Origin of the sequence: Streptomyces scopuliridis, assembly GCF_042790125.1 — a bacterium.
In the GTDB taxonomy this organism is placed as follows: domain Bacteria; phylum Actinomycetota; class Actinomycetes; order Streptomycetales; family Streptomycetaceae; genus Streptomyces; species Streptomyces scopuliridis_A.
Map to the genome: position 1 here is coordinate 138,846 of NZ_JBHTZS010000006.1, position 23,981 is coordinate 162,826.

Sequence of the window (23,981 nt, forward strand, 5' to 3'; positions counted from 1 at the left end):
CGGCGGCCTGCGACGAGCTTAGTGTGTCCCGCTGTTGAGCGTGACGATCATCTTTCCGGTGTTCTCACCGCGCAGTACGCCGAGGAACGCGTCGAAGCCGTTCTCGATGCCTTCGACCGAGGTCTCGTGGTACTTCAGCTCACCGGAGGCGAGCCAGCCGGCGACGTCCTTGACGAACTGCGGCCGCAGACCGAAGTGGTCGGTCACGATCATGCCCTGGAGACGCAGCCGCTTCCCGATGGCCAGGGCCAGATTGCTCGGGCCCGGCGTCGGGTCGGTGGCGTTGTACTGCGCGATCGCGCCGCACAGCGTGACGCGGCCATAGGTGTTGAGCGAGGAGATCGCGGCTTCGAGGTGGTCGCCGCCGACATTGTCGAAGTAGACGTCGATGCCGTCGGGCGCCGCCGCCTTGAGCTGGTCCCTGACGGGGCCCTTCTTGTAGTTGAAGGCCGCGTCGAAGCCGTACTCCTCGGTGAGCAGCTTGACCTTCTCGTCGGAGCCCGCCGAACCGATCACCCGCGAGGCGCCCTTGATCCTGGCCAGCTGGCCGGCCTGGCTGCCGACGGCTCCGGCCGCGCCGGAGACGAAGACGGCGTCGCCCTCCTTGAAGGAGGCGGTCTCGAACAGGCCCGCGTAGGCGGTGAGTCCGGTCGCGCCCAGCACACCGAGGTACGCGGAGAGCGGGGCGAGCGAGGCGTCGACCTTGGTGCCGTGCTCGGCCGGGAGTTCGGCGTACTCCCGCCAGCCGAGCCGGTGTGCCACGTGGTCGCCTACGGCGAACCCCTCGGCGCGGGAGGCGATGACCTCGCCGATCGCGGCGCCGTCCATCGGCTTGTCGAGCTGGAACGGGGGTACGTACGACTTCACGTCATTCATCCGGCCCCGCATGTACGGGTCGACCGAGAAGTGGAGATTGCGGACCAGGATCCGGCCCTCGCCCGGCTCGGTCACGGGGACGTCGCGCAGGGCGACATCGCCCGGCTCGGGCCAGCCGTGGGGACGGGCGACGAGAAACCAGGCGCGGCCGGACTCGGGAAGTGCGGTCATGGTGCGGAGCCTCCTCAGACAGTTCTGCGACGGTGAGCCATGGGTACCAGGTCAGGGAGCCCTCGAAAAAGCTTCACCACCTGAAACAACAATGCTCCTGAATATTTCATGCTGTCAAGTAACGGGGTACCCTGGTGTTCATGGCCACTTCGCGAAGAGACCCGCTCACCCTTGAGGTCGTCGAACTCATCGGCACCATCGTGGCCCGCTACTACGAGGAGTACGAGCAGGCCGCGGCCCGGCACTCACTCACCGGCGCACAGGCGCGCGTCCTGGGGCTGCTGTCCCTGGAGCCGCTGCCGATGCGCGGGATCGCGCGGAAGCTGAAGTGCGAGCCGTCCAATGTCACCGGCATCGTGGACCGGCTCGAAGCGCGCGGCCTGGTGGAGCGCCGGCCCGATCCGGCCGACCGCCGGGTGAAGCTCGCCGCCCCCACGGAGGAGGGAAGAGCCACCGCGACCCGGCTGCGCGACTCGCTGGACTTCGCGCGCGAGCCGCTCGCCGCGCTGTCCGAGGAAGAGCGCAAGACGCTGCGCGATCTGCTCAAGCGGATGCTGGGCGAGAGCGCGCTCTGAGACGGAAGCGCACCCCGAGCGCTCCGAGGTGGAAGCGCACCCCGCGCCGGCGCCCGACAGCCGTCAGATGCAGACGAAGATCCACCAGGTGCAGGTCTCGGACGGCGTGGGAGAAGGCGCGGGCGGTGGTGGCGGGGGCGGGGCCGCCGAGGTCGGGCGGCCCGACGTGGGCTCGTCCGTCGGCTCGGCGGGCCCGCTCGTAACGGACCCCGGGTCGTCGGCGCCCGGCGATTCCGGCCCGTCCGTGGCCGTCTCCCCGGTCTCGGGCGTGGCGGAGGCCGACGGCGACTCCTCGGCCTTCTCCGACGTGCCCGGACCGCTGCTGCCGTCGGGGCTCACCTCCCCGCCCGTACCGGTTCCCGAGCCCGGTACCGGCGTCGCGGACACGCCGGGATCGTCGGGGGCGGCGGGGCGTTCCGTGTCCTGCGGGCCGCCGTCGAAGTCGACCGGCGTCTCCTCCTTCACGGACGTGGCGTTGTCGTTGCCCGTCGACTCCCTGGCCAGCTCTGCCAGGGACAGCGCACCGGCGGCGAGGATCACACCGAGCGTGGCGATCAGAAACCTGCGGCCCCGCCTGCTGCGCGCCCGGCGCGGTCCGGTGCGGCGCGGAGCCTGGTCCCGCGCCCCGCTGCCGCGCCCGGCTCTACGGGAAGAGCCCTTGCGGCGCGAGGAGTTACGGGGCGGCGCGGTGTCGTCCGGGCGGTCGTGACTGACGAGCCCGTAGTCACTCACGGGCGCGGCCTCGTACTCTCCGTGACCTTCGTTGTCCCTGTTGTCCCCGCCCGGGTAGCGGCTGTGGTGCGACCCGGGGTGGACAGGCTGATGCTGCCGCAGCTCCTCGGCGGGGGTCCCGCATCCTGCGCAGATCAGTGCGCCGTTGAGGTGCCGACGACACTGTGGGCAGTAGTCCATGGCGCCCCGCAGATTATGCGCCGGCGGTACGGCTGGCATGGCGAGGTTGTGAGGATCCTGTGTGAAGTGGCGAGTACATGGCATGTCTGCCCACGTCTGCTCGTGTCTGCCCGGTTGGGGAATGCCCCGCCGGGACGGGGGAGGATGGCGATATGACGTCCACCGGGCCGTTCGGGCCGCTCGACTTCCAGCTCGTCCTGCTGCGCCGGATGGCCGATCACCAGCCGGAGCTGGTCGATGAGGCCCGGCGCGAGCTGGGCGTCTCCCTGGCCGGCATGCGGGAGGCCAACCGCCGCTGGCAGGCGATGGTGCGCTCGCCCCGGGCGCGCGGCTCGCTGTCGCGCTACCGCTCCGTACTCGGCGAGCCGGAGCGCACCTCCCGGCGTGCGATCGGCGATCTGGAGTGCGACGCCCTGCTGTGGCCCGTCCCGCTCTGGCCCGATCTGCGCTTCGAGGTGATGGTCGCGCCCGGCGGGGCCGTCTGGAACGAATGGCTGGTCCGCGCCCCGGGATCGGCGGGCCCCGAGCTGCGTACCGCCGGTGATCTGCGCCCGTGGTGCTGCACGGTGGACGAGGTCGCGCGGGCCTTCCCGCCCGCCCGGCCGATGGAGGGCACCGCCCCGACCAGAATGCGGCTGGCCTTCACCCCGCCGGACGGGCGCGCCCGCGTCGCGGAGTTCACCTGGGGACTGCTGCAACGCTGGTCCGACTGACCGTCGGCCCTACGATCCGGCGGACGCCCGTCACGCGGACGGCCCGTCATGTCTCCTGGCACGCCGTCAAATCCGAACGCCCGTCTGGCGTACCCCAGCGCGCGGGACGTGCTCCGGCGCCGCACGATGCGAACAGGGCCCGGCGGCCGCCGGTGAACCACCTCAGCGCTCTCGGGAGAACCTGCCGTGACCGTCAGTCTTGAGCAGTTGCGACGTTGCCATATCGCCGTCGACCTGGGGGCCGCCCGGACCCGGGTCTTTGTGAAGGGGGCCGGGCTCGTGGTCGATGAGCCGAGCGCGGCCGCCGTCAACACCCGTACCGGCGCGCTCATCGCCGTCGGCGCCCTCGCCGAGCAGATGACCGGCCGGACCCCCGACTACATCCGCGTCGTCCGTCCCATCACGGGCGGCACCGTCGTCGACATCGAGATGGCGCAGCGCATGCTGCGGCATCTGCTGGGCGACAAGCTCCGCCGTCAGCTGCGGCGCAAGCCCTGGCTGCGCGCCGCCGCCTCCACCCCCCATGACAGCGATCCGCTCGCCCAGCGCGCCGCCGTCGAGACCCTGGTCGGGCTCGGCGCGCGCCGGGTGGAGCTGGTGGACACGCTGATCGCCGCCGCCGTCGGCTGCGGACTGCCCGTGGAGCAGCCCACCGCCACCATGATCATGGTGTGCGGCGCGGCGGCCACGCAGGTCGCGGTGTTGTCGCTCGGCTCGATCGTCACGGCCGTACGGATCCCGGTCGGCGGCAACGCCATCGACCACGCGGTGATCCAGCACCTGCGCCACCAGCACGAGCTGATGCTGCCCAGCCAGTCCGTACGCCCGTTGCAGCTGGCTCTCAGCAACAACGGCCTCACCGAGGACGGCCCCACCAAGACCGAGATCCACGGCCGGGACGTGGCAACCGGAGTGGCCCGTTCGGTGATGGTGGACACCGCCGCCGTACGGGAGGCCATCTACACCCCGCTGACCGCCGTCCTCGACGGCATCAGCAAGGTGCTGCGCGACTGCCCGCCCGATCTGGTCGCCGATCTCGGGGACCGGGGGATCATGATGGTCGGCGGCAGCGCGCTGCTGCCGGGGCTCGACCAGATGCTGCGTGACACGACGGGCATGCCGGTCGCGATCGCGGAGCGCCCCGACATCTGCGCCGTGCTCGGGCTCGGCGCGATGCTGGAGGGCAAGATCCAGCCGATGGTCCTGAACCCGCTGGCCGACGCCCACTGAGAGCACGGCGGGACCGGTACGACGGTACGACCGGGCCATGGACGAAGAGGGCGACAACAACGGCGAGGGCCACGGTGACCGTGCGATCCGTGGCAACGGTGAGAGCCGCGACGACCGTGACGCCGACGCGACGACGCCCCGGCTGCCCACGCTGCTCGAAGCGGTGCTCGGCATCGGCACCGACCTCGAACTGCGCGCCACGCTCCAGCACATCGTCGACACCGCCGCCGAACTCATCGGCGCGCGGTACGGCGCGCTCGGTGTCCTGGACCCCGAGCGCGGCGGCATCACGGAGCTGTTCACAGCGGGGATGAGCGCTGCCGACCGGCAGCGGATCGGCCGGCTCCCCGATGGACACACCGGCCTTCTCGGGCTCCTGATCGAGGACCCGAGGCCGCTGCGGCTGGACGATCTGACGGCCGACCCCCGGTCCGCCGGGGTGCCCCCCGGCCACCCCGAGATGCACACCTTCCTCGGCGTACCGCTCCAGCTGGACACCACGGTCCTCGGCAATCTCTATCTGACGGAGAAGCGGACCGGTTCCTTCACCGAGCAGGACCAGAGCCTCCTGCGCGTGCTGGCCTCCCAGGCGGCGCTCGCGATCGGCAACGCCCGGCTGTACGGGACGGCCCGGCAGCGCGAGCGCTGGATCGAAGGGGCGGCGGCCGTCACCACCGCGCTGCTGACCGGCGAGAACGCCTCCGACGCGCTGATGACGGTGGCCGAGTCGGCCCGGGTGCTCGCCGACGCGTACGCGGGTGTGGTGCTCCAGCCGACCGAGGACGGCGGGATGGAGATCGTCGCCGCGTCCACGGTCGGTGACCCCGCCGGCATCGTCGGCACCACCATCGAACCCGGCTCCCCCGTACTCGTCCAACTCTTCGGCGGAGAGCCGGTGTTCATCGAGGACTCGTCGACCGATCCCCGGATGACCACGCATGTACGGTCGCGCTTCGGGCCGAGCATGATGCTGCCGCTCCAGAGCGGCGGCAAGCTGATCGGCACCCTCGCGCTGCCGCGCCGGCGCGGTGGCCGCCCGTACCGCGCGGTGGACCGGCTGCTGGCCACCCAGTTCGCCTCGCAGGCCGCGCTCGCGCTGGTGCTCGCGGACTCCCAGCACGCCCGGGAGCAGCTGGCCGTCTTCGAGGACCGCGACCGGATCGCCCGCGATCTGCACGATCTGGTCGTCCAGCGGCTCTTCGCGACCGAGATGATGCTGGAGTCGACCCGGCGGCGGGCGGACTCGGCAGGACTTGACGAGCTGCTCGGCCGGGCCGTGGACGAGCTGGACTCCACGATCCAGGAGGTCAGGACCACGATCTTCACGCTCCAGCAGCCTCCGGCCGCCGGCCCGACGAGCGTGCGCGGGATGGTGCTGCGCGAGACGGGCGGCGCGGCGGTCGTGCTGGGGTTCCGGCCGTCCGTGCGCTTCTCCGGACCGGTGGACACGCTCGTGGGCGAACCGGAGGGCCGGAGTCTGCTGGCCGAACTGCGCGGCGCGCTCGCCGCCGCGCACCGGCGCGAGGGAGTGACGGCGATCGGGGTGGAGGTCGACGCCATGGCGCGCCTCGCCGACGGGCGGACCGGGGTACGGCTGGTCGTCACGGACGACGGGCTGCGCGAGGACGGCGGCCGGGGCACGACCATGACCTGGGAGGCACCCCGCTGAGCCCTTTCCTGACGAAGGCTCCCCACCCGGTCCTCTCACCGCTCGCCCCCGCGGCGGTGCTTCAGCGCAGCGACTCCCGCAGGGAGGCCGTCAGCCGCGCGGCGAACGCCTCACGGGTCGCGTCGGCCACCGACTCCAGGGAGAGATACGGATTGAGGTCCTCCAGCTCGACGAGCAGCAGCTCCCCGTCCGGGGCGCGGCAGGCGTCCACCCGCTGGATCCCGTGCTCCAGCGCGTTCCACTCGATGAACCGCCGCGCGAACGCCAGCTCCGCGGGCCCGGCCTCGTACGGCACGAGCTCCCACCGCCGCTCGGGGTCGGGCGCGTACAGGGCGTACTGGAAGTCGCGGTCGATGAAGTAGAACGAGACCTCGTAGCGGAACGGTATCCGCGGCTGCACCAGCACTTCGCCGAAGGAGACCTCCGCGAGCCGGTCCGCGTCGACGAACTCCATGCCGATCGAGTCCGCGCCCGCCTTCGGCTTGACGACATACGTGCCGGCGCGCGGGAGCCGGCCGAGGTCCTCGGCGCGGTCCACGGTCGGGATGACCGGATACCCGGCCGCGCTCAGCTCCACCAGATACTGCTTGCCCGCCATGTCGGCCCGTCCGGTCAGCGGGTTGTAGACCCGGACCCCGGCGGCCCGCGCCCGGTCGCGGAAGGCGTCGTACTCCTCCTGGTAGTGCAGTACGGGCCCGCTGTTGCGCACCATGACCGCGTCGAAGGACCCCATCAGCCGCGCGGCGTCGAGAGGATGACTCAGCGCCACGGCGAAGTCCCGCCGCAGCCGGGCCGACAGCTGTATGTCCTCGTCGCAGTATCTGCGTCCCCTGGCCTCGTAGCCGAGGTCGGTGACATAGAGGACGCGGGGCGTGGTGGCGGGCACGGGGGGACTCCCTGGCTGGTCGGATCCGGGTCGGATGCCGGTCGGTATCGGTCCGGGGCCGCCCATACACCTGTGCGGTGCCCGCGAGGGGGGCATCATACGAGTGTCCCGTTCGCGCCGTCCTCCCGGCGCCCGCGGGCTCTTCGCCGGTGTGCCGCTTGTGGGCGCGGGCCGCCCGGTGCGATCGTTGCGGCCATGCCGCTCATGCCTGTCCCGGACCATGCCTCGATCCTTGAGGAGATAAAGACAGTTCGGCGCGGCGGGATCGTACGGCTTCGCAGGCTGGAGGTGCCGTCGCTGGCCCGGATCGCCTTCGCGCTCGCCCCCGCGGACGCCCGCCCGGCCGCGGTCCCCGCCCAGTCCCAGTCGCAGTCGGTGGAGTGGCTGCTGCGGCTGGCGGTGTCACGGCTCGGCGGCGGCACCCTCCAGGAAGCCGCCGAATACACCCTGGGTCTGACACCGGGCACCCGTGACTGGCCGGGCGCCGACCGCAGACGGCGCGCGGCCGAGCTGTACGGGGTGAGCATCGAGCGGTTCCGCAAGGAGCAGGAGGCGGTGGTGCTCGACCAGGTCGCCGAGCAGGTCGGCAGACTGGCGCGGGCGGCCCTCGCCGAGCGGCATCCGGCGGCCGGCGACACGGCTCAGGATGATCCGGCCGATCCGGCGGTGAGCGCCCGTACCCACCGGCTTCTCACCGTCCCGGCGCACGGCAGGACCGTGCCGGTCACGCTCCATGTCCATCCGGTGGATCTGCTGCGGGACGTGGATGTGGTGGTGTCGCCGGTCAACACGTATCTGGCGCTGCCCGAGGCGTACAAGTCCTCCGTGGCGGCCTCCCTGCGCCGGGCCGGCGCGCTGCGCGGGCTGACGGGCGAGCTGCTCGGCGATCCGATCCACGAGGAGCTGCGCGACTGGGCCGCCGCCCGGGGCACCTCGGGCCGCCCGGTGCTGCCCGGCACGGTGGCCGTCACCGGCTCGGGCGCCCTCGCCGGCCAGGGCGTACGCCGGGTCTATCACGCGGCCGTAGCCGTGCCCCGGGCCGGGACCAACGACTACGACGTACTGCCCGCCGATGTGACCCGCGCGGTGGCCCACGCCCTGGAACTGCTCGCGGAGGAGCACGAACGGTTCGATCCCCCGCTGCGTTCGGTGTGCTTCCCACTGCTCGGCTCCGGCCGGGGCGGGCTGCCGTACGAGGAGAGCGTCCGCGCGGTGTGGGCGGCGGTCGACGCGGAGCTGGCGCGCGGTGCGGGCTGGGACATCCATCTGGTCGTACGGGGGCTGGCCCCGGCCGGTCTCGTGGTCCGCATGCTGACGGAGTACGCGGGCGGACGCGTGGACGGGAGCGTGGAGGGACGCGTGGACACGGGAGGTCCGGCGACGTGAGCGGTGGGGGGCGCGGCCACCCGCTGCCGTGATCCGCCCCGTTCGCGCCCTGTTGGTGCCCAGCCCGTCTGGTGGACTGGACACCAAGGCCGCTCAGAGACGCCTCGGCGTGCGGCGGACGATGGCACGGGGGTGCGACAGGAGTCCGCCGCGAGCCCGCCGGGGGACCACCGCGGGCCCTCTGAGCGGCCCGTTCCCGGCCCCTTCGACAGCCGCGGGCCGGGTCAGGACCTACGGCTTGCGGCCCATGCCGCCGTACGCGTCGACCGCGGTCTCGGTGCCGTCCGCGCCGTCCGCCTCCGGACGCCACCGCGTGACCTGGACGATGCCGGGCTCCACCGGTTCCAGCCCCTCGAAGAAGCCCGCGATCTCCTCGACAGCGCGCACGTAGTACGGGACCGCCCCGCTGGCGTTGTACGCCTCCGACGCCGCGATCATGCCCTCGCTGGTGGCGGTGCTGTCGCTGATCACCAGATAACTGCCGGACGGCAGGCCCGCCATGAGACGGGACACCAGCGCCCGGGCCTGGTCGTAGTCGGCGACATGGCCGAGCGTGTTGAGAATCATCAGCGCGACAGGCCGGGAGAGGTCCAGCGTCCCGGCGGCGGCCTTGAGGATCGACTCGGGGTCGAACAGATCCGCGTCGAGATAGTCGGTACGGCCCTCGGGGGTGCTGGTGAGCAGGGCACGGGCGTGGGCCAGCACCAGGGGATCGTTGTCGACATAGACGATCCGCGCGTCCGGGGCCACGCGCTGGGCGACCTCATGCGTGTTGTCGGCGGTCGGCAGACCGGTGCCGATGTCCAGGAACTGACGGACCCCCCGCTCCACCGCCAGCTCCCGGACCGCCCGCCCCAGGAAGTGGCGGCTCGTCAGGGCCACATCGACGAGGCCGGGGAAGATCTGCTTGATCTGCTCCCCGACCTCCCGGTCGACCTCGTAATTGTCTTTTCCGCCGACGAAATAGTTCCAGAACCGCGCGGAGTGCGGTGTGCTGGTGTCGATCCGCGCCCGGATCGCATCGGCGGACTCCGTACCAGACTGACGATCGGACACGGAAGCGCCTCCTTGGGGCGGTCGGGGACTCACATCATCGGCCGAGCCTCCAACCTAAGCGAGCGGGCGCGGAAGGGGAACGCTCCCCCGACCATCCGTCAGCTCGCCGCGCCCCCGGCCGGTTCGCGCTCCGGCGGTCCCGGCGGCCACGGGATCTCGCTCAGGGCGGGGAGGAGCGACTCCTCCTCGTAGTCGAGATGCGCCACCAGTTCCTCCGACAGCCGGGCCAGCTCCGCGCGGAAGCGTTCGGGGTCGGCGGTGGTGATGTCGGCGAGCAGCGCGAGCAGGGCGTCCTTGACGCGCGCGAGCGTACGGTGCTCCTCGCCGAGCCGGTCGAGGGCGTCGCGCAGCCGCGGGTGACGGTCCGCCAGCGCGGGGAAGGTATAGGCGTCCTCGCTGGTGTGATGGAACGTCAGGAACTGGCAGAAGGCCAGACAGTGCTGCCTGAGCTGAAGACCGATCCCCGGCGCCGGCGGTTCGCCGGAGCCGCCGTGGGCCGCTCGCGCGGCGAAGTGGGCCTCGGTCTCGGCCCGTATGTGGCGCAGCTGGGCGCGCAGCCAGCCATGGATCTGCACCAGCTTGTCAGCGAAACTGCCGATCTCGCCGGGCCCCTCCGCCGCCTCGGCCCCCGAGGGCTCAAGTACCACGACGGGCAGCGTCCTGGTGGTGGCGGCCCGGTAGTCGGCATATCCGGGCGCCACGCTCACGACCCGCTCGAACAGCCGGTCGCGCCGCTCCCCCTCGGCGGGGACGGCGATCAGTTCGAGCGTCTCGGTGCCGATCTCCACCCGTACCTGGGGATGGGCGAGCAGATTGTGATACCAGGCGGGATGACGCGGCGCGCCCCCCGCGGATCCGACGATCAGCAGCAGCTCGCCGTCGCGGACATAGCCGAGCGGAACGGTGTGCTCCGCCCCCGACTTGGCGCCGGTGGTGGTGAGCAGCAGGAGGTCGCCGCCCTCGAAGGGGCCGCCGACCTTCCCGCCGTTGGCCCGGAACTCGTCGATGATCGCCTGGTTGAAGGATGCGGGCATACGGTGTCGTCTCTCCAGAGAAGTGTGAGGTCCCGCGACCACGGTGAACGCGGTGAAGCGGTGAACGCGGTGATGGTGAATGACCGTGATGTGCGCGCGATACGGCGCACAGCGCGCGATGACCGCGCGCGGACCCTCGTCCGGAGAAGAACATCGATGTCGTACGACGGTGCCCGGCACCGCGAAGGACAAGGGACGACGCGCGGAGGCGCTGCGTCGGATGCGTCAGGCGCGGAGTGCTGAGTAAGAACTCATGGCATCGTCCCTCGGTGAAGGTGCCTCCATGGCGACCGGCCCGCCCACTGCTCTTCGGCCGGTACCACGCGACACGCGGACCATTACAGTCACCGGGTCCGGGATCTGTCAACGCGTCAACCGAGGGCGCCGTATTCGTACAGGAGGACGGATCCCCGGCCGCACCCTGAGAAGGCGTCAGACGCCTTCCGGCGGCTCGTCCGCGCGGCGGTCCTCCGCCGATCGGCCTCCGGGATCTGCGCCATGTGGCTGCAACCTTGATCCATGCGGGTGGAGGTGACCTCCATGTGATCAAGGAAACGCCGCGGCACGGAACTATTCAGCTAGCGTCCGACACGTACACCCGTCTTCCGCCCAGGCCGACAAGGAGGTAGCGAGGAATGCCGAAGCCGTCGTCACCCGCGCCCGCCGTGCACGGCCGTCCGGCACAACCGCTCACGCACCGCTCACGCACGACGCTGTAAACGACTGAGCGCCCCATGTGGTCTAGGCCACGTGGGGCGCTCGGATGCCAGGTGGGAACGATTCATCAGACAGATGTTCCGGTGGGGCGGGTGGGACTCGAACCCACGGCCGACGGATTATGAGTCCTTATGGGATCTTCCAATCGCTCCCGGATCTTGCCTTGATCGTCCCATAATCGCAGGTCAGAGCACTGATGGTCTCCGCGTTCCTCCGCCAGCTTCCTGATCCTTACGGGTCCTTCCGTCCACTGCATGTCCACTGCGGGGCCGCTCGTGCCCGTCCTCACACACCGCAGGCTCGGCGCGTTCAGTCGTCTGCGCAGGTCAAGGTCTGCGAGTGGGAGGGGAGTTGAACTCCGGCGCAGCGGAGTGCCTTACCGGCGTAGCGGGCTCTCGCCCCCTGTACCCGGGGGTGGAGCGGAACGGCTTCTTGCAGGTCAGCCGCCATTCCTCAGCGTAGCGCGAGTCGCCGCGTTCACGCTGCCTTCGTGCCGCCGAGGTCGGGGAGCGGCAGTACGTCGGCAACCGCTACCACGGGGGCGGTCTTCTTGGGCAGCTGGACGGCGAGGTCGTAGCCGCCGCCGGGCGCCGCGCCGGGTTTGTGCTGCTTCTCGATGCCGGTACGAACGGTGCGGATGGGGCCGCCCCGGTCGAACCAGCTGTCCGGGTAGAGGCGTTGGATGTGCGTGAGCCAGTGGCGACCTCGGCGTTCGGGTATCGCAGGCAGGTCGCGCCAGCCGGGGTGGGTGTGGTCGTGGGCGTCTTCGACGGCTTCGTCCGTACGACGTCGGTCGGGGCCTTCCCAGGTGCAGCCGAGGCAGGCGCCTCTGTGGAGATAGGGCCAGGTCTCGCCGGAACCGTCTGGAGCCGACTGAGCCCAGGAGCGGATGAGGACTGTCGGCCGGTGGTCGGCAGTGGGCTCGGGCGGGGTGCGGTGGGCGAAGCCGGGGTGCCCCCGGTCGATGCGCCAGTTCGGCCGGGAGTTCGTGGTCTTGTCCCAGAACTGGGGCAGGTAGGCGGTGTGACGGGCGACGGCACCGCGGGGTTCGTCAGCGGGGGTGGTCATGGGGGTGGTCTCCGGGCTGGGGTGGCCCCGGCGAGGTTGCCGGGGCCACCGTGGCGGTCAGAGGGTGTCGAGATCCGCGCGGCTGGCTGCGAATTGCGCTGCGACCTCGCGGAGTATCTTCAGTAGCGGGGCCGGGTCGGCCTCGCTGCGGATGCCGTCGAGGAGGGTCGTGGCGAGCCCGTAGTGGGGGTCGATGTCGACGGCATCCGACAAGGCGTGGGCGGCGGTGACGGTGTCGTCTTGTCGCCATGCGACCCAGCCGAGGAGGGTGAGGAGCGCCGCGGCCTTGCCAGTGTGCGGCGGTACGCAGCGCCGGGCGAGGTCGCCCCAGAGCTGACGTTCGTAGGGGAGGTTGCTCTCCTCGCCGCTGGAGAGCGCGGCGTCACGGGCTTCCCGGTCTTGAAGGCCGAGGATGATGCGGGCGGCGACTTCGTCCACGAGAGGACGTCCGTTGCGGATGTCGGCCAGGGCTCCATTGATGATGTCGACGGTGCTGTGGCGGGCGAGCATCAACTGTTCGTCGGTGAAGGTCTGGGGGATGTTGCTGATGGTGACTGAGTCGAGGGCTTCGCAGTAGCGCGCCGCGTTAGTGTCGGTGGGGATGTACTCACTGGCAACCTGGACAGCGTGCTGGAGGTGCGCCTCGCACTCGGCTTGGCCCTCGCGGACGGCGGTGAGGTATTCTCGGGGGTCTTCGCCGTCGATCGTGGCGAGGTGTATGCCGACGGCCAGTTCGTAGTCGGGGTCGGTGGTGATGGCGTCGCGCAGGGCGAGGCGGGCCGCGATGAGGTCGCCTTGGCGCCAGGCGACGAAGGCGTACAGCGTCAGGATGGGGGCGGCCTCCTTTGTGAATGGTTCGGCGCAGTTCCGGGCGAGGTAGGACCAGAGGCGTCGGGCGTGAGGAAGGTCGTTGTCGTCCGTGTGCGCCATGCCGGCCTCTACGGCAACGTCGTCTTGCAGGCCGGCGATGAGCTGTGTGGTCAGGGCGCGGGTGAGGGCGGTCGCACCTTCGCGGAACTGATTCATGGCGGCGTCGATCTGGGTGCACGTTGTCGCGAGCGTCGCGTTGCGTCCGGCCTTGGTTGCGCAGCGCGTGTTGAAGCGGCGCGCGGCGGTGTGGAGGTCCTTGAGGAAGTCGGGGTCGGCCGTGGCCCGGAATTCCTTGACGATGTCGCGGGTACGGGGGCCGGGGGTACGGCCAAGTCGGGCCATCTGCGCGGTGACGCTGGCGGGGTCGTCGGCTGACGGGAGCGGTTCGCCTTCGCAGCAGCCTTCGATGTGGCACTCGTAGCACCACCACCGGTTCGAGACGAGGCCGATCGTCTGGAGAACGGTGGCGCGGTGCTCTGTGAGTTCGGTCGTGAGCCAGTCGGCGACGGGGGCAAGGAGCGCGGCGGTGTCCCAGGGAGTCTGGCCGGGGCTCGGTTCACGGCAGAGGTAGATGACGATGCCCTGGTCGGGGTTGTGCCCCTGGTCGTGGGCGTAGGCCACGAACTGGCGGGCGGCGGTCTCGGCCGTGGCCTGCCACTCGGCGGGGTCCTCGGGCAGGGGGCACGTCATGCGCGGCCCGTCATGGAAGTTCGCGCCGGGAGCGTGGAGGGCGATGCTGTCGTCCGGGTAGTGGCCAAGGAGGTACGGCAGCATCTGGGCCAGGTTGGCCAGATTGGTGACCTGGATGGTGTTGTCGGGCGTGTTCATGTCTGGGTTCCTTCTTTCTACGGTGTGGTGTCGTGCTGGTCGGTGCCGGCGTCTGGGGCCTGCGTGGTCTTCGGGTCCGTGGTGGGGATGTGCCGCGGCTTGGCTGTAAGGGCGGGGAGCAGCCGTTCGCGGACGAGTACGCCGAGATCGGCGGCCAGGGCCTTGCTGGTGCGAGTGCTGAGTGCGATGTGCCAAGTGCGGCCGGGCTGGAGCCGGGCGTCGTTGGCGGCCTGTGCTTCGGCTTGTTCGATGTCCGTGCCGTCAGGGATCGGAGGCAGGTCGGGTCCGGCGGTGATCCAGGTCTGGATGGTGTGGCCGCCGGGCTGGATGCGCAGGCCGATGCGGTGGCTCTGGGGGTGGTTGTAGGCGGCGGTGCTCTCGGGGGTTTCGGTGTCCTCCTTGTGCCAGGGGAGTTCGAGTGCGGGGGCGAGTTGGTCGAGGGGCGGGACGTCGCCGGTGTCCGGTGCGGCGAAGGCGGGCTTGCGCCGACGGGCGGTTCGTGTGGTGCGGGGGCGGACGAAGTCGTGCTCGTCGGTCATGCCGGGACGTGTTCCTTGTCCGCCATGAGTTCGTCCAGAAGGCGGACGGCGCGGCGGGAGGCGACGATCGAGGTCGCGGTGTCCATGCAGCGGTCGCGTTCCTCGAAGGCGTCTTTGGCCTCTGCGATGGTCTTGGCGTAGTCGTCGTCCGGGGCGAGGGAGTCGGCGCAGCCGATGAGGCAGCGCGGGCCGAGGTCCCAGACGATGGCGTTGATCGCGGCGCACCCGGCGGACAACGCGTCGATGTCGTTGCCGTACCAGTGGAAGTCGTGCGGGTTGAGGCCGAGGTCGCGCAGTCGCTGGGCGACAGAGCGGAACATCGTGCCGGAGCCGATGGCGGGTTCGCGGAAGGACATGCCCGGCACGATGTCCTTGTCCACGGTCATGTTGGCCATCAGGTCCGTCATGCACGCCGGCGTGTGGTGATCGCCCCGCCACTTCTTGTCGCTCTTGTGCCGTAGGCCGGTGAGCAGGGGGCTGAGGACGTCGGCTTCAGAGCGTTGCCAGGGTCGTTCGTGGCCGGTGAGGTCGAGGAGACCGGTGTTAATGGCGGCGCGGGTGACGGCGTGGACAGCGCGGAGTTGCTGCTTGTCGGGGTCAGGGTTCCAGGCCCAGTCGTGCAGGCGTACCGCGCGGTTGATCAGGTCGGGGCGCTTGATCCAGTGGCCGAGGTAGATCTCCTTGAACAGCTGCGGGAGTTCCTCGGGCTGGAGGTTGAGTATCCAGTCGGCCAGACCGGACACGTTGCGCACCAAGGAGAGCGCGGCGACGGTGCCGAGGGGCACGTCGATGCGGCTGCCGCCGAAGTTCCGGTACCAGGCGTCGAGTACATTCTCTGCGACCTTGCGGGCGTGATCGTAAGGGTCGCGCGGGGCGAAGTACCTGTGTGCGGTGATCTTGCCGGTAGCGCGGGTGGTGGCCTTGGACTTGGGCGGGGGCTTCTTCGCCCACGACGGAACGGGCCGCTCGGCGGCCGGGGCCGCGGCGCGGGGCATGAAGTCGTCTGGCATGACTGCGGATTCCTTTCTGCGGGCGCGCATGGGGCCGCCCCGGTGCGCGGGTGCGCGGCCGGGGCGGCGGTTGCGTGGTGAAGGTGGGTCAGCTGCTGGTCAGCTGGCGTGCTGAAGGGACTGAAGGGCGGCGGCGAGGCCGCGGACCTCGATGACGTAGGCGGCTTCGGGAAGTCCCGCCTGGCGCAGACCGCTGACGAGGAACATCAGGGCCGCCTCATCGACGCCCATGCCGCTGGTGAGCTCGTCGAAGGACTTGTCGCGCAGCTCGTCGGGCCGGTGCTCGTAGCCGACGCGCAGGGTCTGCTCGATCTCGGCAAGGGTCGCCGCGCTCTCCTCTTCAGTGAGACCGAGGAGTACGGACCAGGCGGTCAGGGTGGCGTCGTCCACGGGGAGCTTCATGGGCTGGTGCCTTTCGGGAAGGCCGTGTCCGGCCGCGCCGTGCGGCCGGGCACGGGCGGGTGTCAGGAGGTCGAGCAGGTAGGGAAGGGGTCGTCCCGGTGGTCGGGGTGGCAGGCGGCGTACAAGCCGTCTGCCAGGCGTTCGGGGATGACGCCCCATCCGGCCCAGTTCATGACGGCGAGATAGCCGAGGTCTCCGCCCGCGAAGCCGGTACGGGCCTTGGCGTCGGGGTCGGGGGCGATGAATACCCAGCCGGGCAGGGAGCCGGTGTCGTCGGGCACGACCTGGAAGCCGGGGCGGAGTTCGCTGATGCCGTCGGTGTGGATGGGCGGGAATCCGGCGGCGGTGAGGATGCGCACGGCCTCTTGGACGTGCTGGTCGCCATGGCATTCGGGCAGGGTGCCGACGCCGGTGTGGATGGGGTGCTGGTAGGGGGCGATTCCGACGCTGGCCTTGTAGATGTCCATGAGGAGCTGGGCGTCGTCGCGTCGGCCGGCGTGGCGCATCGCCAGGTTCGCGACGATGACGATGGAGTGCCGGTCATGGGCGAACAGACGGCGGAACTGGTCGAGGGTCATGCCGGTGGTCACCTGGATGCGCGCGAAGGTACGGGAAGCGATGCGGGCGGCGTGGGCGACGTGTTCGGGTTCGAGTCCTATCTGTTCTGCGAGGTGCTGAACTCCGGACGAGTAATCGGTCATGCTGGTCTCCAAGAGGACGCTTGCTCGTATGGGTGCGCCCCCGGCGGCTGGCCGGGGGCGCGGGGTATGTCCTGGGGATTGGTCGTGCTCAGCGGCGGCGGCCACCGCAGCCGGCGTGACCGCAGCCGCCGCAGAAGCCGCCGCTGTTGCACGCGCAGCCGCATCCGTCGTGGTTGTGGATTTCCACTTCAAATTCCCCTTTCGATTCGAGCATTTCCCGAATCGCTTACTTATATCTTAATGGCAAATACCCCAGAAGCAAGGTCTGCCCGACCGAATGCGAATTAACTTTCCGCAATTCAATTCCTTAATTCGCGGCTGGAATGAGGTCGGGCCACCTCACCGACTCCAGCGCCCGCCGGTGGGTATCCGGCACCGGCACCGTCGGGTAGCCGAGCCAGTCGAGTCCCATCGCCGCGAGGATCGTGGCGTCGGCCTGGTCGTAGCGGCCGGGCCCCTCGCACTCGACGCCGTACCGCTCGACGGCCACCGCGCGCACCATTCCCTTGGCGACCCGGGACCGGTCCTGCCGGGGCCACTCCTGGGCGGGGTTCGCCCTGCCGGTCGCGTAGATCGTGCGCCCGTGCGGGGTCACGACTGCGTACGGGATGCGGTTGCGCCACAGGTACTGGGTGACCAGCCACCACAGCCCGGCCAGCTCGTGGTGCCCGGCCTGCGCGCCATGGGCGTACGCGGCGCCCTCGACCACCACTAGGTCCGCGCTGTCCCTCACACTCAGAGCGATGGCCGCCAGCAGCCAGTCCAGGCGCTCATGGCTGCGGCGGCGTCCGGGCCGGTGGGCGTACGCCCAGTCCGTACCGGCGACACCGGTCGAGGACAGCGACAGGTCAAGACCGACGACGCGCGGCTGCCACTCCCCCTTCTCCTGCACGCTGGGCAGGGTTACGGGGGCGCTCTGGAGCTCGGCGGTCACGCTGCGCCCCCCACCCGTCGGATGACCTCGGCCATCGGCAGCTCGCGCCGGAACGGGACGCCCATCTCCTCCTCCAGGTCGGCGTATTCACGCGCCAGCTCGGGCCGGAGTCCAGCCGCGCACATCAGGTCCGGGGCCGAGGCCAGGACGCATAGGCTGCACGAGTTGCCGGGACATGCCGGCGTCGTACGCCCAGTGGTACGGCAGCCCGCGGTCCCGGATGCGCTGCCACACCTCAGCGGTGCTCCAGCGCAGCACCGGGTACCACTGGGTCACCGTGCGACGCCCGTTGCTGGCCCGGCGATCGACTTCGACAGCAGGCCGCCTGGCGCGGGCGTGGGACTCTTCCGCCCGGAACCCCATGACGTGCACAATCCGCGCCGGGCGACCGGTGACGCCGAGGGCGTTCACCTGCTCGGTCATGAACCGGTGTGCCACGCCCCTCTTCTCCGACGTGCAGAACCGGGTCATGAGGTGTGGGAACTGGCCGCGCGCCCGGATGCGGTGGAACAGGGACGGCCACTTCGCCATGCGGCGGACCTCGAACGGGAGCCCGTAGTAATCGGCCTGGCGACGCGCCAGATCCACGGTGCCTGGCCACTCCACCGTGTGGCCGCGCGGGGTGAGGCCAAGGTCGATGTGCAGGACAACGATGCGGTCGCGGACCCCGGCGTCGTCAGCCAGTCGTACGCTCTCGTCCATGGCCGCGATGCTGTCCTCGCCGCCACTGTTGCTCATGATGATGCGGTCGGCGGAGGCGAGGTCAGGAACCGCTTCAGGGCCGTGAACGGCGCGGGCGCTGACCAGTTCGATCTGGGCGCTCATCGGCCGTCCCCGCGGGTCGCGACCAGATGCTTGGTGATCAGCCGCTCCGCCTCGGCCATCGCCGGGCCTTTGTGGCTGTCGAGCCACTCGCCGTCGTAGCTGCCGACCGGGCCCCACAGGTACCAGCCGGTGTCGTGGTAGCCGTCGCGTGTGTCTTTGCGGCGGTGGCCCAGCTCCCACCAGCCGTCGCGCCAGCGCCACAGGTGCTTCGCGTCGGCGTCGCTCACCCAGCCGGCACGCTCGGCCAGAGCCTGGAGGCGGGCGACATCGGTGCGCAGCATCGCCGCTTCGACGGCGGCGTCCAGGTTTCGCGGGGCGGTGTGCTCGGCGCCTGTCTGGTACGCGGGTGAGGCGGGCCGCATGCCGAGTTGCTGCACGGCCTCGTCCCTCTGGCGGGCGACGCGCCGCAGCAGGACCGCCGCGCCGCGTATGCCCCGCCCCTCCAGCCACTTCGCGGTGGCTTCGATCTCGACTCCCACAGAACGGTCGTTCATCTGTCGAACTCCTTCGACGGGGCCGCCCCGGCGCACGCCGGGGCGGCCCCTGGTGCGGCGGTTACGGGCGAGCGGCCTGGGGCGTCTTCGGGTCCTTCTGGATGCAGTTGCCGGACTCCGGCATCGAGCGGCGGCCCGCGACGAGGGCCTTGAACCGGGCGCCAGTGCGGAACTTCACGACGCGGCTCGCGCCGAGGTGCATCGGCTCGCCCGTCTGCGGGTTCCGCGCGGCGCGGGCCTGGCGCTTCTCGGGGGTGAGGCTGCCGAAGCCGGTGACGGAGAAGACCTCACCGGCCACGACGGCGCGGACGATCGCGTCGAGCGCGGTCTCCACAGCGAGGGTCGCCTGAGTGCGGTCGCCGATCGCGTCGGCCACGACCTTGATGAGCTGAGCCTTGTTCACTGGGGTGTTCCTTTGGGATCTCTGGCTGTGGCACAGGAGTTGAGGGGCGGGCGCGCCACGCGGCGGGGAGGGGACTGAGCCCGAACCCCGGATCCATGTCGGCGCACGCCGCAACATGAGAGTGCGATACGTGATTCATGAATGTCATCTATCTTTTGTCAGTCGGGAAGGCGGATCAGGAACTTCCCGCCCGCGAGCACCTGGGAGATCGGCAGGGTGACTGCCGCGTGGTCGGCAGAGACCAGCGTCGGCTCCTCGCCGGGGCCGGGTCGGGCGGGCACCACCCACGCCGTTCGCGTGCCGTCCTCGTACCGCGCCCCGACCTCAAGGAGGGTCCCGGCGAAGAGGAACAGGCGGGTGCGCAGCGAGGTGGACCACCCCGCGCCCGGCGTCGGGCCGTCCCAGGCGTGCGGGGTCTGGAGGCCGAGGAAGTCGGGTCCGGCCGTCACCAGCGTCCCCACGGGCCCCAGGGAACGGAACTCGATTGCCTCGCCGTCCCCGCCGGCGTTGCCCCACAGCGCGAGGTCGTCAGCGTTGAGCTGCACGGGACGGCCGATGGCCAAGGGGTGGTCGTGGACATTGAGCACGAGGCGCAGCAGTGCGCGCCAGGGCAGGCGGCCTAGGTGGGAGGCAGCGGGGACCGTGATCTGCGCGGGGCCTTCGGTGAAGCGGAGCTGCTGGTGGCCGCTACCAGTGACGTGCTCGACGGTGATGTACTCGGAGGACTCCAGCCAGGCGCGCAGCGCGGCGGCGTCGTCGTAGCCAACAGGAGCCGTCCACACGTCGCCTGCGACGGAAGTGCGGGCGACGGCGAGCGTCCGGTCGCTGCACGCGACGACGTGGAGGTGGCCGGGGGTGCAGTCGAGGATCAGGGCGTCGAGGTCGTGGGCGTCGCCGTCCGCCCGAAAGCGGTGCGGGGCAACTCGGTCGAGGATAGCCGCCAGGTTGAGGGCCTTGATGGTGAACATGTTCTTTCTCCACAGGAGTTGTAGGGGTGGTGATCAGATGTCGGAGTCGCGCTTGCGGGCCCGGCGGGCCTGCTGGGCGAGCCGTCCGGCTTCCCGGCACAGGGAGCAGGCGCGCTCCCCGCGCCGGTTGTGGGCACGGGCTCCGGCTTCGGTGCCGTGGGTAATCGGGTGCCGCCTGCGCTCGCGCAGCTCGGCGGGCCGTGCGTCCTCGCAGGTCGCCAGGACCTGCCCGTTCCTCCAGAGCCGCCCGCCACACACGCCGTCGAACAGGCTCGCGCTCGGCATGACCAGGTCGACACACTGCGCCCGGAACGGGCAGTCATGACAGGCAGCGAGGAGGGCGAGAACCAGCGGCTCCGTCGGGGCTCCGGCCTCCGCCTCCTCGGACGTGAACCGGAAGTCCCCGGCGCAGGGGGCCTGGGCGACCCACCCGTTGCCGCTCATCTGCTCCTCCTCTGGCGTGTCAGGCAGTCGGCGGCAACGGCATCAGGCGCACCTGATCGCTGGTGCTGACGCCGTACGGGTGGAGGTAATCGCCGGGCAGGGGGATCAGGTGCCGGTCGGCCAGGGCCGGGAGGGCGGCAATCTGGCCGAGGAGCCTGGTGAGGACGGTGTCAGAGGTGGACGACCACCGCGGGCGTGTCGTGCGCGCCGGGGTGCCGTCGTCGGCGACGCCTTCCTGGATCGCAATGACCCGCCCGGCAGCGCGGCCGTCGACCACGACCGCGGTCGCCTCCGGGTGATACTCGCGGACCAGCTCGGCCACGCTGGCGGCACGGTCGGCTGGGGGCAGCTCCAGCAGCCACGAGTTACCGTCGGACGCCGAGTTGCGGTGGACCGACGCCCACGCCGGGGAGGTGTAGGGGGCGAGCGCGGTCTCCACATCGTTCTCGATCTGGTCCGCGATGTGGTCGAGCGGGTGCTCGTCCTCCCCTCCGCGGTTGTCCCACAGTTCAAGGCACGTCTCCAGCGGGCTGGGCTGTGCGCCGCGTACGCCGTGCAGGTCGAGGGTGCGGGAGCTGTAGTAGGCGAAGGTCACGTAGACCGCCTCCGGGCAGGCGGCCCGGATCTTCGCGGTGATGTGGTCGAGGACCGCGAGGCTGTACGCCTTCTCGATCCGCAGGCGCTCGGCCTCCAGTCCCTCGCGCTGCTCGCAGAGGATGGCCAACTGCTCGTGTGCTGCCGGTTTCATGGCAGGGGTGTCCCTTCTTCTCTTCTTGTGGGGAGGGGTCAGACGAGGACGGGCATGAGGCGTTCACCGATCCAGTGGGCGACATTCACCGACACGGCGTTGCCGGCCTGCCGGGTCCGCGCGGCCTTGCTGCCGACGGCCTTGAAGGTCTCGGGGAACCGCTGGGCTTCGAGCTGTTCCTCGGGCTCCAACATCCGGAAGTAGCACTCCTCGATGGCGGGCGCGCTGCGCAGGACGGCCGCCGAGTCGCGGGTGGACAGGGTGTGCAGGGGCTCGTCCGCCGTCTTCGGCCTGGCCTCGCGGTACGGGATGATCAACGTGTTGCGCGCCCGGGAGCGGGCAACGCCGTCGGGCACGACCAGGCCGTGGTGACGGGCCGTTGCGATGGTGCTGAGCGGGGCGTCGATCGGCGCGGCGTCGCAGTTGTTGCGGTACTCCACGATGAACGGATCCACGGTGACGAGGGCTTCGCTCTCGCGGGTGGTGCGAGTGCGCATCGGCTCGGCCGTCGAGGAAGCAGCATCGTTCCACGAGCCGCCGACCGGAACGAGCAAGGCCTCGCCGAGCTTGGCCGTGCGCGTCGGCAGCGGCCGGGTGTGCGGGACGAAGGCCCTGTCGGTGCCATCCCTGCCGTGAGTGAGGGTGACGACGGACGGGTCGTGGGGGAACTTGCGCAGACCGGCTTCAATCCGCCGCATCGTGTTCGGCACCAGCGGGCGGGCCCGATCACCGATGCGCTGGCCGATGTTGTCCCACGTGATCACGTCGGAGGCGGGACGGACGTACGGCTCCACCAGGGCGTGCCCGCAACGGCGATGCGGGCACCGGTAGTCGTACTGCTGCTGGTATTTACCGACCTTCACCTTCGCGTTGCGCCAGCTCTGGCGGGCCTTGACGTCCCGCCCGCACTCGAAGCAGTACGCCAGTGGGCGGGGCGCGAGGTCGGGACGGCGGATCCCGGTGAGGGTGAACACCAGGTACACGCGGTCGCGCCACTGCGGGGCGTACAGGTTGGTCTCCGAGCCGATGTGCGCGGAGGACACGGAGACGATCTGGACGCGGTAGCCGAGCTTCTTCATGGCGCGGATCCACTCGGGGAACAGCAGCCAATCCGTGATGAACTCAACGACGTTCTCAACAACCACGCACGGGAACCGCTTCGCCTCGGCGGCGCGCAGCACGCACCACGCGGTCACACGGGTCATCTCGAATGCCTCGGGCGGAAGTTCTCGCCACTGCTCTTCTTCTTCGAACAGGGCGTCCTGCGCGGGGTCGGGGCGCTTCTTCCCGCCGGCGGGGCTGATCTCGGTGCAGATGACCGAGGCCCACAGCACGAGGGCCTTCGGGAGCCACCTCATGGGGTAGTTCTGGATGTCGGCGCAGCGCGCCGCCGCGTTCGGGTGGTTGAGCCCGAAGGTGTCGACGGCGGTCTGCCAGTGGTTGATGCCGAGGATGGGGTCGAATCCGGCTTCCATGAGGCCGGTGGCGTCTCCGCCCGCTCCGCAGAGCAGGTGGATGGATCGGGGCACAGCGATGGTCTCCAAGAGACGGGGCCGCCCGGCCCGCCGGGCCGGGCGGCCGTGGTCAGGAATGGCCAGAGGCGCGAAATGCGCGGTGGTGGCGGCTGTCCTCGATGCCGAGGGCGGTGAACGCCCCCAGTCCGAAGGCGCACCACACGATCAGCAGCCAGATCACCGCTCCGCGCCGCCGGTGAGGCGCGGAGCGCGGCGCGGCCGGTCAGCCATCACGGCGGGCGACGAGAAGGTGATCTAGGTCGTCGCTGTGGTGAGCACGGGCGACGGCGCGGTGGTCGACATCGTCGACGCGGGTGACGCGGGCTACGACGACGCGGCCGACTCGTTCAAAGAGGGACAGCGGGTAGCCGTCCTCCTCCCCGCGCTCCCACACCTGCCGGTAGCCGTCGCTGGCAGCCAGCTGTCGCGTCCACTCGAAATAGCGGGCAACGGCCGTGCCCGGAGCCTCGACGGGGCCGCACTGATTGTGGTTCGCCCCATAGGGCGCGCTGTACGTACCCGAGAGCATGAGCCGCGTCGTGGCCTTCGGGACGTCCAATTCGTCGATGCGCGTGAACATCTGGACGAGGCTGTTGCCGTGGTGTGCCTGCGCGCGGTCCGGGGTGGAGTCGTACACCACGCTGTGCCGGGACGGGGTTTCGATGTCCTGACGCAGGACCATCCAACCGGTCACCTCGGCCGGGTCGGTGGGAAGGGAGTACACGGAGGCGATGATCAGTTCGGTGCCGTCTCCGAGGTTGGCGCGGAGGTGGTACTCGTCGCCGCAGGTGTCGATGTCGGTCACCCAGCCGTTGTGGCGCAGCGGGGCTATGACGTGGCGGTAGCCGTGGAACAGCTTGAGCCATAGCGGGTCGTTCAGGTGATTGTGGTCGGGCAGAGCCGCGATGGTGGTGGTCATGTGCTGGTCTCCAAGAGGGTGTGCATGGCGGGCGCGCAAGGCACACGCCCGCCATTGAAAAATGTCACCTACATCGGGGGGCGCGAACG

General features: G+C 70.5%; 25 protein-coding genes. 5 read left to right on the forward strand and 20 right to left on the reverse strand.

All coding sequences use genetic code 11. The annotated features are described in order from the left end of the window. Window positions 1-18 precede the first annotated feature (18 nt). Window positions 19-1,047, reverse strand: a complete 1,029-nt coding sequence (locus ACFRKB_RS11835; protein ID WP_383105370.1) for an NADP-dependent oxidoreductase — start codon at window positions 1,045-1,047, stop codon at window positions 19-21. Window positions 1,048-1,187: 140 nt separating this feature from the next. On the opposite strand from ACFRKB_RS11835, the gene ACFRKB_RS11840 reads away from it, so the two are divergent. Then, on the forward strand, window positions 1,188-1,622 hold the full coding sequence (locus tag ACFRKB_RS11840) for a MarR family winged helix-turn-helix transcriptional regulator (RefSeq protein WP_383105372.1): 435 nt from the start codon (window positions 1,188-1,190) through the stop codon (window positions 1,620-1,622). A 63-nt stretch (window positions 1,623-1,685) separates the two neighbouring features. On the opposite strand, the gene ACFRKB_RS11845 is transcribed toward ACFRKB_RS11840, so the two are convergent. Then, the gene (locus tag ACFRKB_RS11845; RefSeq protein WP_463291731.1) at window positions 1,686-2,618 is read right to left on the reverse strand and encodes an SCO2400 family protein; all 933 of its coding nucleotides are present in this window, start codon (window positions 2,616-2,618) and stop codon (window positions 1,686-1,688) included. A 68-nt stretch (window positions 2,619-2,686) separates the two neighbouring features. On the opposite strand from ACFRKB_RS11845, the gene ACFRKB_RS11850 reads away from it, so the two are divergent. The 3 genes from ACFRKB_RS11850 to ACFRKB_RS11860 all read left to right on the forward strand — a co-directional run bounded on the left by ACFRKB_RS11850 (window position 2,687) and on the right by ACFRKB_RS11860 (window position 6,146). Then, window positions 2,687-3,247, forward strand: a complete 561-nt coding sequence (locus ACFRKB_RS11850) for a hypothetical protein (RefSeq protein WP_383105376.1) — start codon at window positions 2,687-2,689, stop codon at window positions 3,245-3,247. 186 nt (window positions 3,248-3,433) lie between these two features. Further along, entirely contained in the window at window positions 3,434-4,477 is a 1,044-nt protein-coding gene (locus ACFRKB_RS11855; protein ID WP_383105377.1) for a rod shape-determining protein, read from the forward strand. Between the two features lie 37 nt (window positions 4,478-4,514). Next, entirely contained in the window at window positions 4,515-6,146 is a 1,632-nt protein-coding gene (locus tag ACFRKB_RS11860; RefSeq protein WP_383105378.1) for a GAF domain-containing sensor histidine kinase, read from the forward strand. Window positions 6,147-6,207: 61 nt separating this feature from the next. Here ACFRKB_RS11860 and ACFRKB_RS11865 read toward each other — a convergent pair whose 3' ends face one another. Beyond that, the gene (locus tag ACFRKB_RS11865; RefSeq protein ID WP_383105379.1) at window positions 6,208-7,032 is read right to left on the reverse strand and encodes an ATP-grasp domain-containing protein; all 825 of its coding nucleotides are present in this window, start codon (window positions 7,030-7,032) and stop codon (window positions 6,208-6,210) included. A 195-nt stretch (window positions 7,033-7,227) separates the two neighbouring features. On the opposite strand from ACFRKB_RS11865, the gene ACFRKB_RS11870 reads away from it, so the two are divergent. After that, the gene (locus tag ACFRKB_RS11870; protein WP_383105381.1) at window positions 7,228-8,418 is read left to right on the forward strand and encodes a macro domain-containing protein; all 1,191 of its coding nucleotides are present in this window, start codon (window positions 7,228-7,230) and stop codon (window positions 8,416-8,418) included. A 231-nt stretch (window positions 8,419-8,649) separates the two neighbouring features. Here ACFRKB_RS11870 and ACFRKB_RS11875 read toward each other — a convergent pair whose 3' ends face one another. The 17 genes from ACFRKB_RS11875 to ACFRKB_RS11955 form a co-directional block, all read right to left on the reverse strand. Beyond that, the gene (locus ACFRKB_RS11875; protein WP_383105383.1) at window positions 8,650-9,474 is read right to left on the reverse strand and encodes an SAM-dependent methyltransferase; all 825 of its coding nucleotides are present in this window, start codon (window positions 9,472-9,474) and stop codon (window positions 8,650-8,652) included. 98 nt (window positions 9,475-9,572) lie between these two features. Then, window positions 9,573-10,508: a nitroreductase/quinone reductase family protein gene (locus ACFRKB_RS11880; RefSeq protein WP_383105384.1), complete on the reverse strand. Its 936-nt coding sequence runs from the start codon at window positions 10,506-10,508 to the stop codon at window positions 9,573-9,575. Between the two features lie 1,194 nt (window positions 10,509-11,702). Further along, complete coding sequence (locus ACFRKB_RS11885) at window positions 11,703-12,293, reverse strand: DUF6349 family protein (protein ID WP_383105386.1); 591 nt, start codon at window positions 12,291-12,293, stop codon at window positions 11,703-11,705. A 57-nt stretch (window positions 12,294-12,350) separates the two neighbouring features. After that, window positions 12,351-13,991, reverse strand: a complete 1,641-nt coding sequence (locus ACFRKB_RS11890) for a DUF4192 family protein (RefSeq protein ID WP_383105388.1) — start codon at window positions 13,989-13,991, stop codon at window positions 12,351-12,353. Window positions 13,992-14,008: 17 nt separating this feature from the next. Then, complete coding sequence (locus ACFRKB_RS11895; RefSeq protein WP_383105390.1) at window positions 14,009-14,530, reverse strand: hypothetical protein; 522 nt, start codon at window positions 14,528-14,530, stop codon at window positions 14,009-14,011. Then, on the reverse strand, window positions 14,527-15,540 hold the full coding sequence (locus ACFRKB_RS11900) for an N-6 DNA methylase (RefSeq protein WP_383105392.1): 1,014 nt from the start codon (window positions 15,538-15,540) through the stop codon (window positions 14,527-14,529). The genes ACFRKB_RS11895 and ACFRKB_RS11900 overlap by 4 nt, the downstream gene beginning before the upstream one ends. 99 nt (window positions 15,541-15,639) lie before the next feature. Beyond that, a complete protein-coding gene (locus ACFRKB_RS11905; RefSeq protein WP_383105394.1) occupies window positions 15,640-15,942 on the reverse strand; it encodes a hypothetical protein in 303 nt (100 codons plus the stop codon). Between the two features lie 62 nt (window positions 15,943-16,004). Next, the gene (locus ACFRKB_RS11910) at window positions 16,005-16,643 is read right to left on the reverse strand and encodes a hypothetical protein (protein WP_383105396.1); all 639 of its coding nucleotides are present in this window, start codon (window positions 16,641-16,643) and stop codon (window positions 16,005-16,007) included. A gap of 307 nt (window positions 16,644-16,950) precedes the next feature. Next, window positions 16,951-17,577, reverse strand: a complete 627-nt coding sequence (locus ACFRKB_RS11915) for a hypothetical protein (RefSeq protein ID WP_383105397.1) — start codon at window positions 17,575-17,577, stop codon at window positions 16,951-16,953. An 87-nt stretch (window positions 17,578-17,664) separates the two neighbouring features. Further along, on the reverse strand, window positions 17,665-18,402 hold the full coding sequence (locus ACFRKB_RS11920; RefSeq protein WP_383105399.1) for a phosphoadenosine phosphosulfate reductase domain-containing protein: 738 nt from the start codon (window positions 18,400-18,402) through the stop codon (window positions 17,665-17,667). Then, window positions 18,399-18,896, reverse strand: coding sequence for a hypothetical protein (locus ACFRKB_RS11925; RefSeq protein ID WP_383105401.1), 498 nt, complete (start codon window positions 18,894-18,896; stop codon window positions 18,399-18,401). Before ACFRKB_RS11925 ends, ACFRKB_RS11920 begins: the two co-directional genes overlap by 4 nt. A 61-nt stretch (window positions 18,897-18,957) precedes the next feature. Beyond that, window positions 18,958-19,299, reverse strand: coding sequence for an HU family DNA-binding protein (locus ACFRKB_RS11930; RefSeq protein ID WP_383105402.1), 342 nt, complete (start codon window positions 19,297-19,299; stop codon window positions 18,958-18,960). A gap of 158 nt (window positions 19,300-19,457) precedes the next feature. Beyond that, entirely contained in the window at window positions 19,458-20,267 is an 810-nt protein-coding gene (locus tag ACFRKB_RS11935; RefSeq protein ID WP_383105404.1) for a hypothetical protein, read from the reverse strand. Between the two features lie 33 nt (window positions 20,268-20,300). Beyond that, window positions 20,301-20,711: a hypothetical protein gene (locus tag ACFRKB_RS11940; RefSeq protein ID WP_383105405.1), complete on the reverse strand. Its 411-nt coding sequence runs from the start codon at window positions 20,709-20,711 to the stop codon at window positions 20,301-20,303. Window positions 20,712-20,730: 19 nt separating this feature from the next. Further along, window positions 20,731-21,459: an AIR synthase family protein gene (locus tag ACFRKB_RS11945; protein ID WP_383105407.1), complete on the reverse strand. Its 729-nt coding sequence runs from the start codon at window positions 21,457-21,459 to the stop codon at window positions 20,731-20,733. A 38-nt stretch (window positions 21,460-21,497) separates the two neighbouring features. Then, window positions 21,498-22,988 carry a DNA cytosine methyltransferase gene (locus ACFRKB_RS11950; RefSeq protein WP_383105409.1) on the reverse strand — a complete coding sequence of 497 codons (1,491 nt, stop codon included), beginning with the start codon at window positions 22,986-22,988 and terminating at the stop codon, window positions 21,498-21,500. Between the two features lie 208 nt (window positions 22,989-23,196). Continuing rightward, window positions 23,197-23,892 (reverse strand): hypothetical protein, encoded by a 696-nt coding sequence (locus ACFRKB_RS11955; RefSeq protein ID WP_383105410.1) that lies wholly within the window; start codon window positions 23,890-23,892, stop codon window positions 23,197-23,199. Window positions 23,893-23,981 lie beyond the last annotated feature (89 nt).

Excerpts from the sequence above, each read along its gene's own strand:
- ACFRKB_RS11835 (WP_383105370.1), bottom strand. The coding sequence starts at position 1,047 with ATGACCGCACTTCCCGAGTCCGGCCGCGCCTGGTTTCTCGTCGCCCGT.
- ACFRKB_RS11840 (WP_383105372.1), top strand. The coding sequence starts at position 1,188 with ATGGCCACTTCGCGAAGAGACCCGCTCACCCTTGAGGTCGTCGAACTC.
- ACFRKB_RS11845 (WP_463291731.1), bottom strand. The coding sequence starts at position 2,618 with ATGCCATGTACTCGCCACTTCACACAGGATCCTCACAACCTCGCCATG.
- ACFRKB_RS11850 (WP_383105376.1), top strand. The coding sequence starts at position 2,687 with ATGACGTCCACCGGGCCGTTCGGGCCGCTCGACTTCCAGCTCGTCCTG.
- ACFRKB_RS11860 (WP_383105378.1), top strand. The coding sequence starts at position 4,515 with ATGGACGAAGAGGGCGACAACAACGGCGAGGGCCACGGTGACCGTGCG.
- ACFRKB_RS11870 (WP_383105381.1), top strand. The coding sequence starts at position 7,228 with ATGCCGCTCATGCCTGTCCCGGACCATGCCTCGATCCTTGAGGAGATA.
- ACFRKB_RS11880 (WP_383105384.1), bottom strand. The coding sequence starts at position 10,508 with ATGCCCGCATCCTTCAACCAGGCGATCATCGACGAGTTCCGGGCCAAC.
- ACFRKB_RS11885 (WP_383105386.1), bottom strand. The coding sequence starts at position 12,293 with ATGACCACCCCCGCTGACGAACCCCGCGGTGCCGTCGCCCGTCACACC.
- ACFRKB_RS11890 (WP_383105388.1), bottom strand. The coding sequence starts at position 13,991 with ATGAACACGCCCGACAACACCATCCAGGTCACCAATCTGGCCAACCTG.
- ACFRKB_RS11895 (WP_383105390.1), bottom strand. The coding sequence starts at position 14,530 with ATGACCGACGAGCACGACTTCGTCCGCCCCCGCACCACACGAACCGCC.
- ACFRKB_RS11900 (WP_383105392.1), bottom strand. The coding sequence starts at position 15,540 with ATGCCAGACGACTTCATGCCCCGCGCCGCGGCCCCGGCCGCCGAGCGG.
- ACFRKB_RS11905 (WP_383105394.1), bottom strand. The coding sequence starts at position 15,942 with ATGAAGCTCCCCGTGGACGACGCCACCCTGACCGCCTGGTCCGTACTC.
- ACFRKB_RS11910 (WP_383105396.1), bottom strand. The coding sequence starts at position 16,643 with ATGACCGATTACTCGTCCGGAGTTCAGCACCTCGCAGAACAGATAGGA.
- ACFRKB_RS11920 (WP_383105399.1), bottom strand. The coding sequence starts at position 18,402 with ATGAGCGCCCAGATCGAACTGGTCAGCGCCCGCGCCGTTCACGGCCCT.
- ACFRKB_RS11925 (WP_383105401.1), bottom strand. The coding sequence starts at position 18,896 with ATGAACGACCGTTCTGTGGGAGTCGAGATCGAAGCCACCGCGAAGTGG.
- ACFRKB_RS11935 (WP_383105404.1), bottom strand. The coding sequence starts at position 20,267 with ATGTTCACCATCAAGGCCCTCAACCTGGCGGCTATCCTCGACCGAGTT.
- ACFRKB_RS11940 (WP_383105405.1), bottom strand. The coding sequence starts at position 20,711 with ATGAGCGGCAACGGGTGGGTCGCCCAGGCCCCCTGCGCCGGGGACTTC.
- ACFRKB_RS11945 (WP_383105407.1), bottom strand. The coding sequence starts at position 21,459 with ATGAAACCGGCAGCACACGAGCAGTTGGCCATCCTCTGCGAGCAGCGC.
- ACFRKB_RS11955 (WP_383105410.1), bottom strand. The coding sequence starts at position 23,892 with ATGACCACCACCATCGCGGCTCTGCCCGACCACAATCACCTGAACGAC.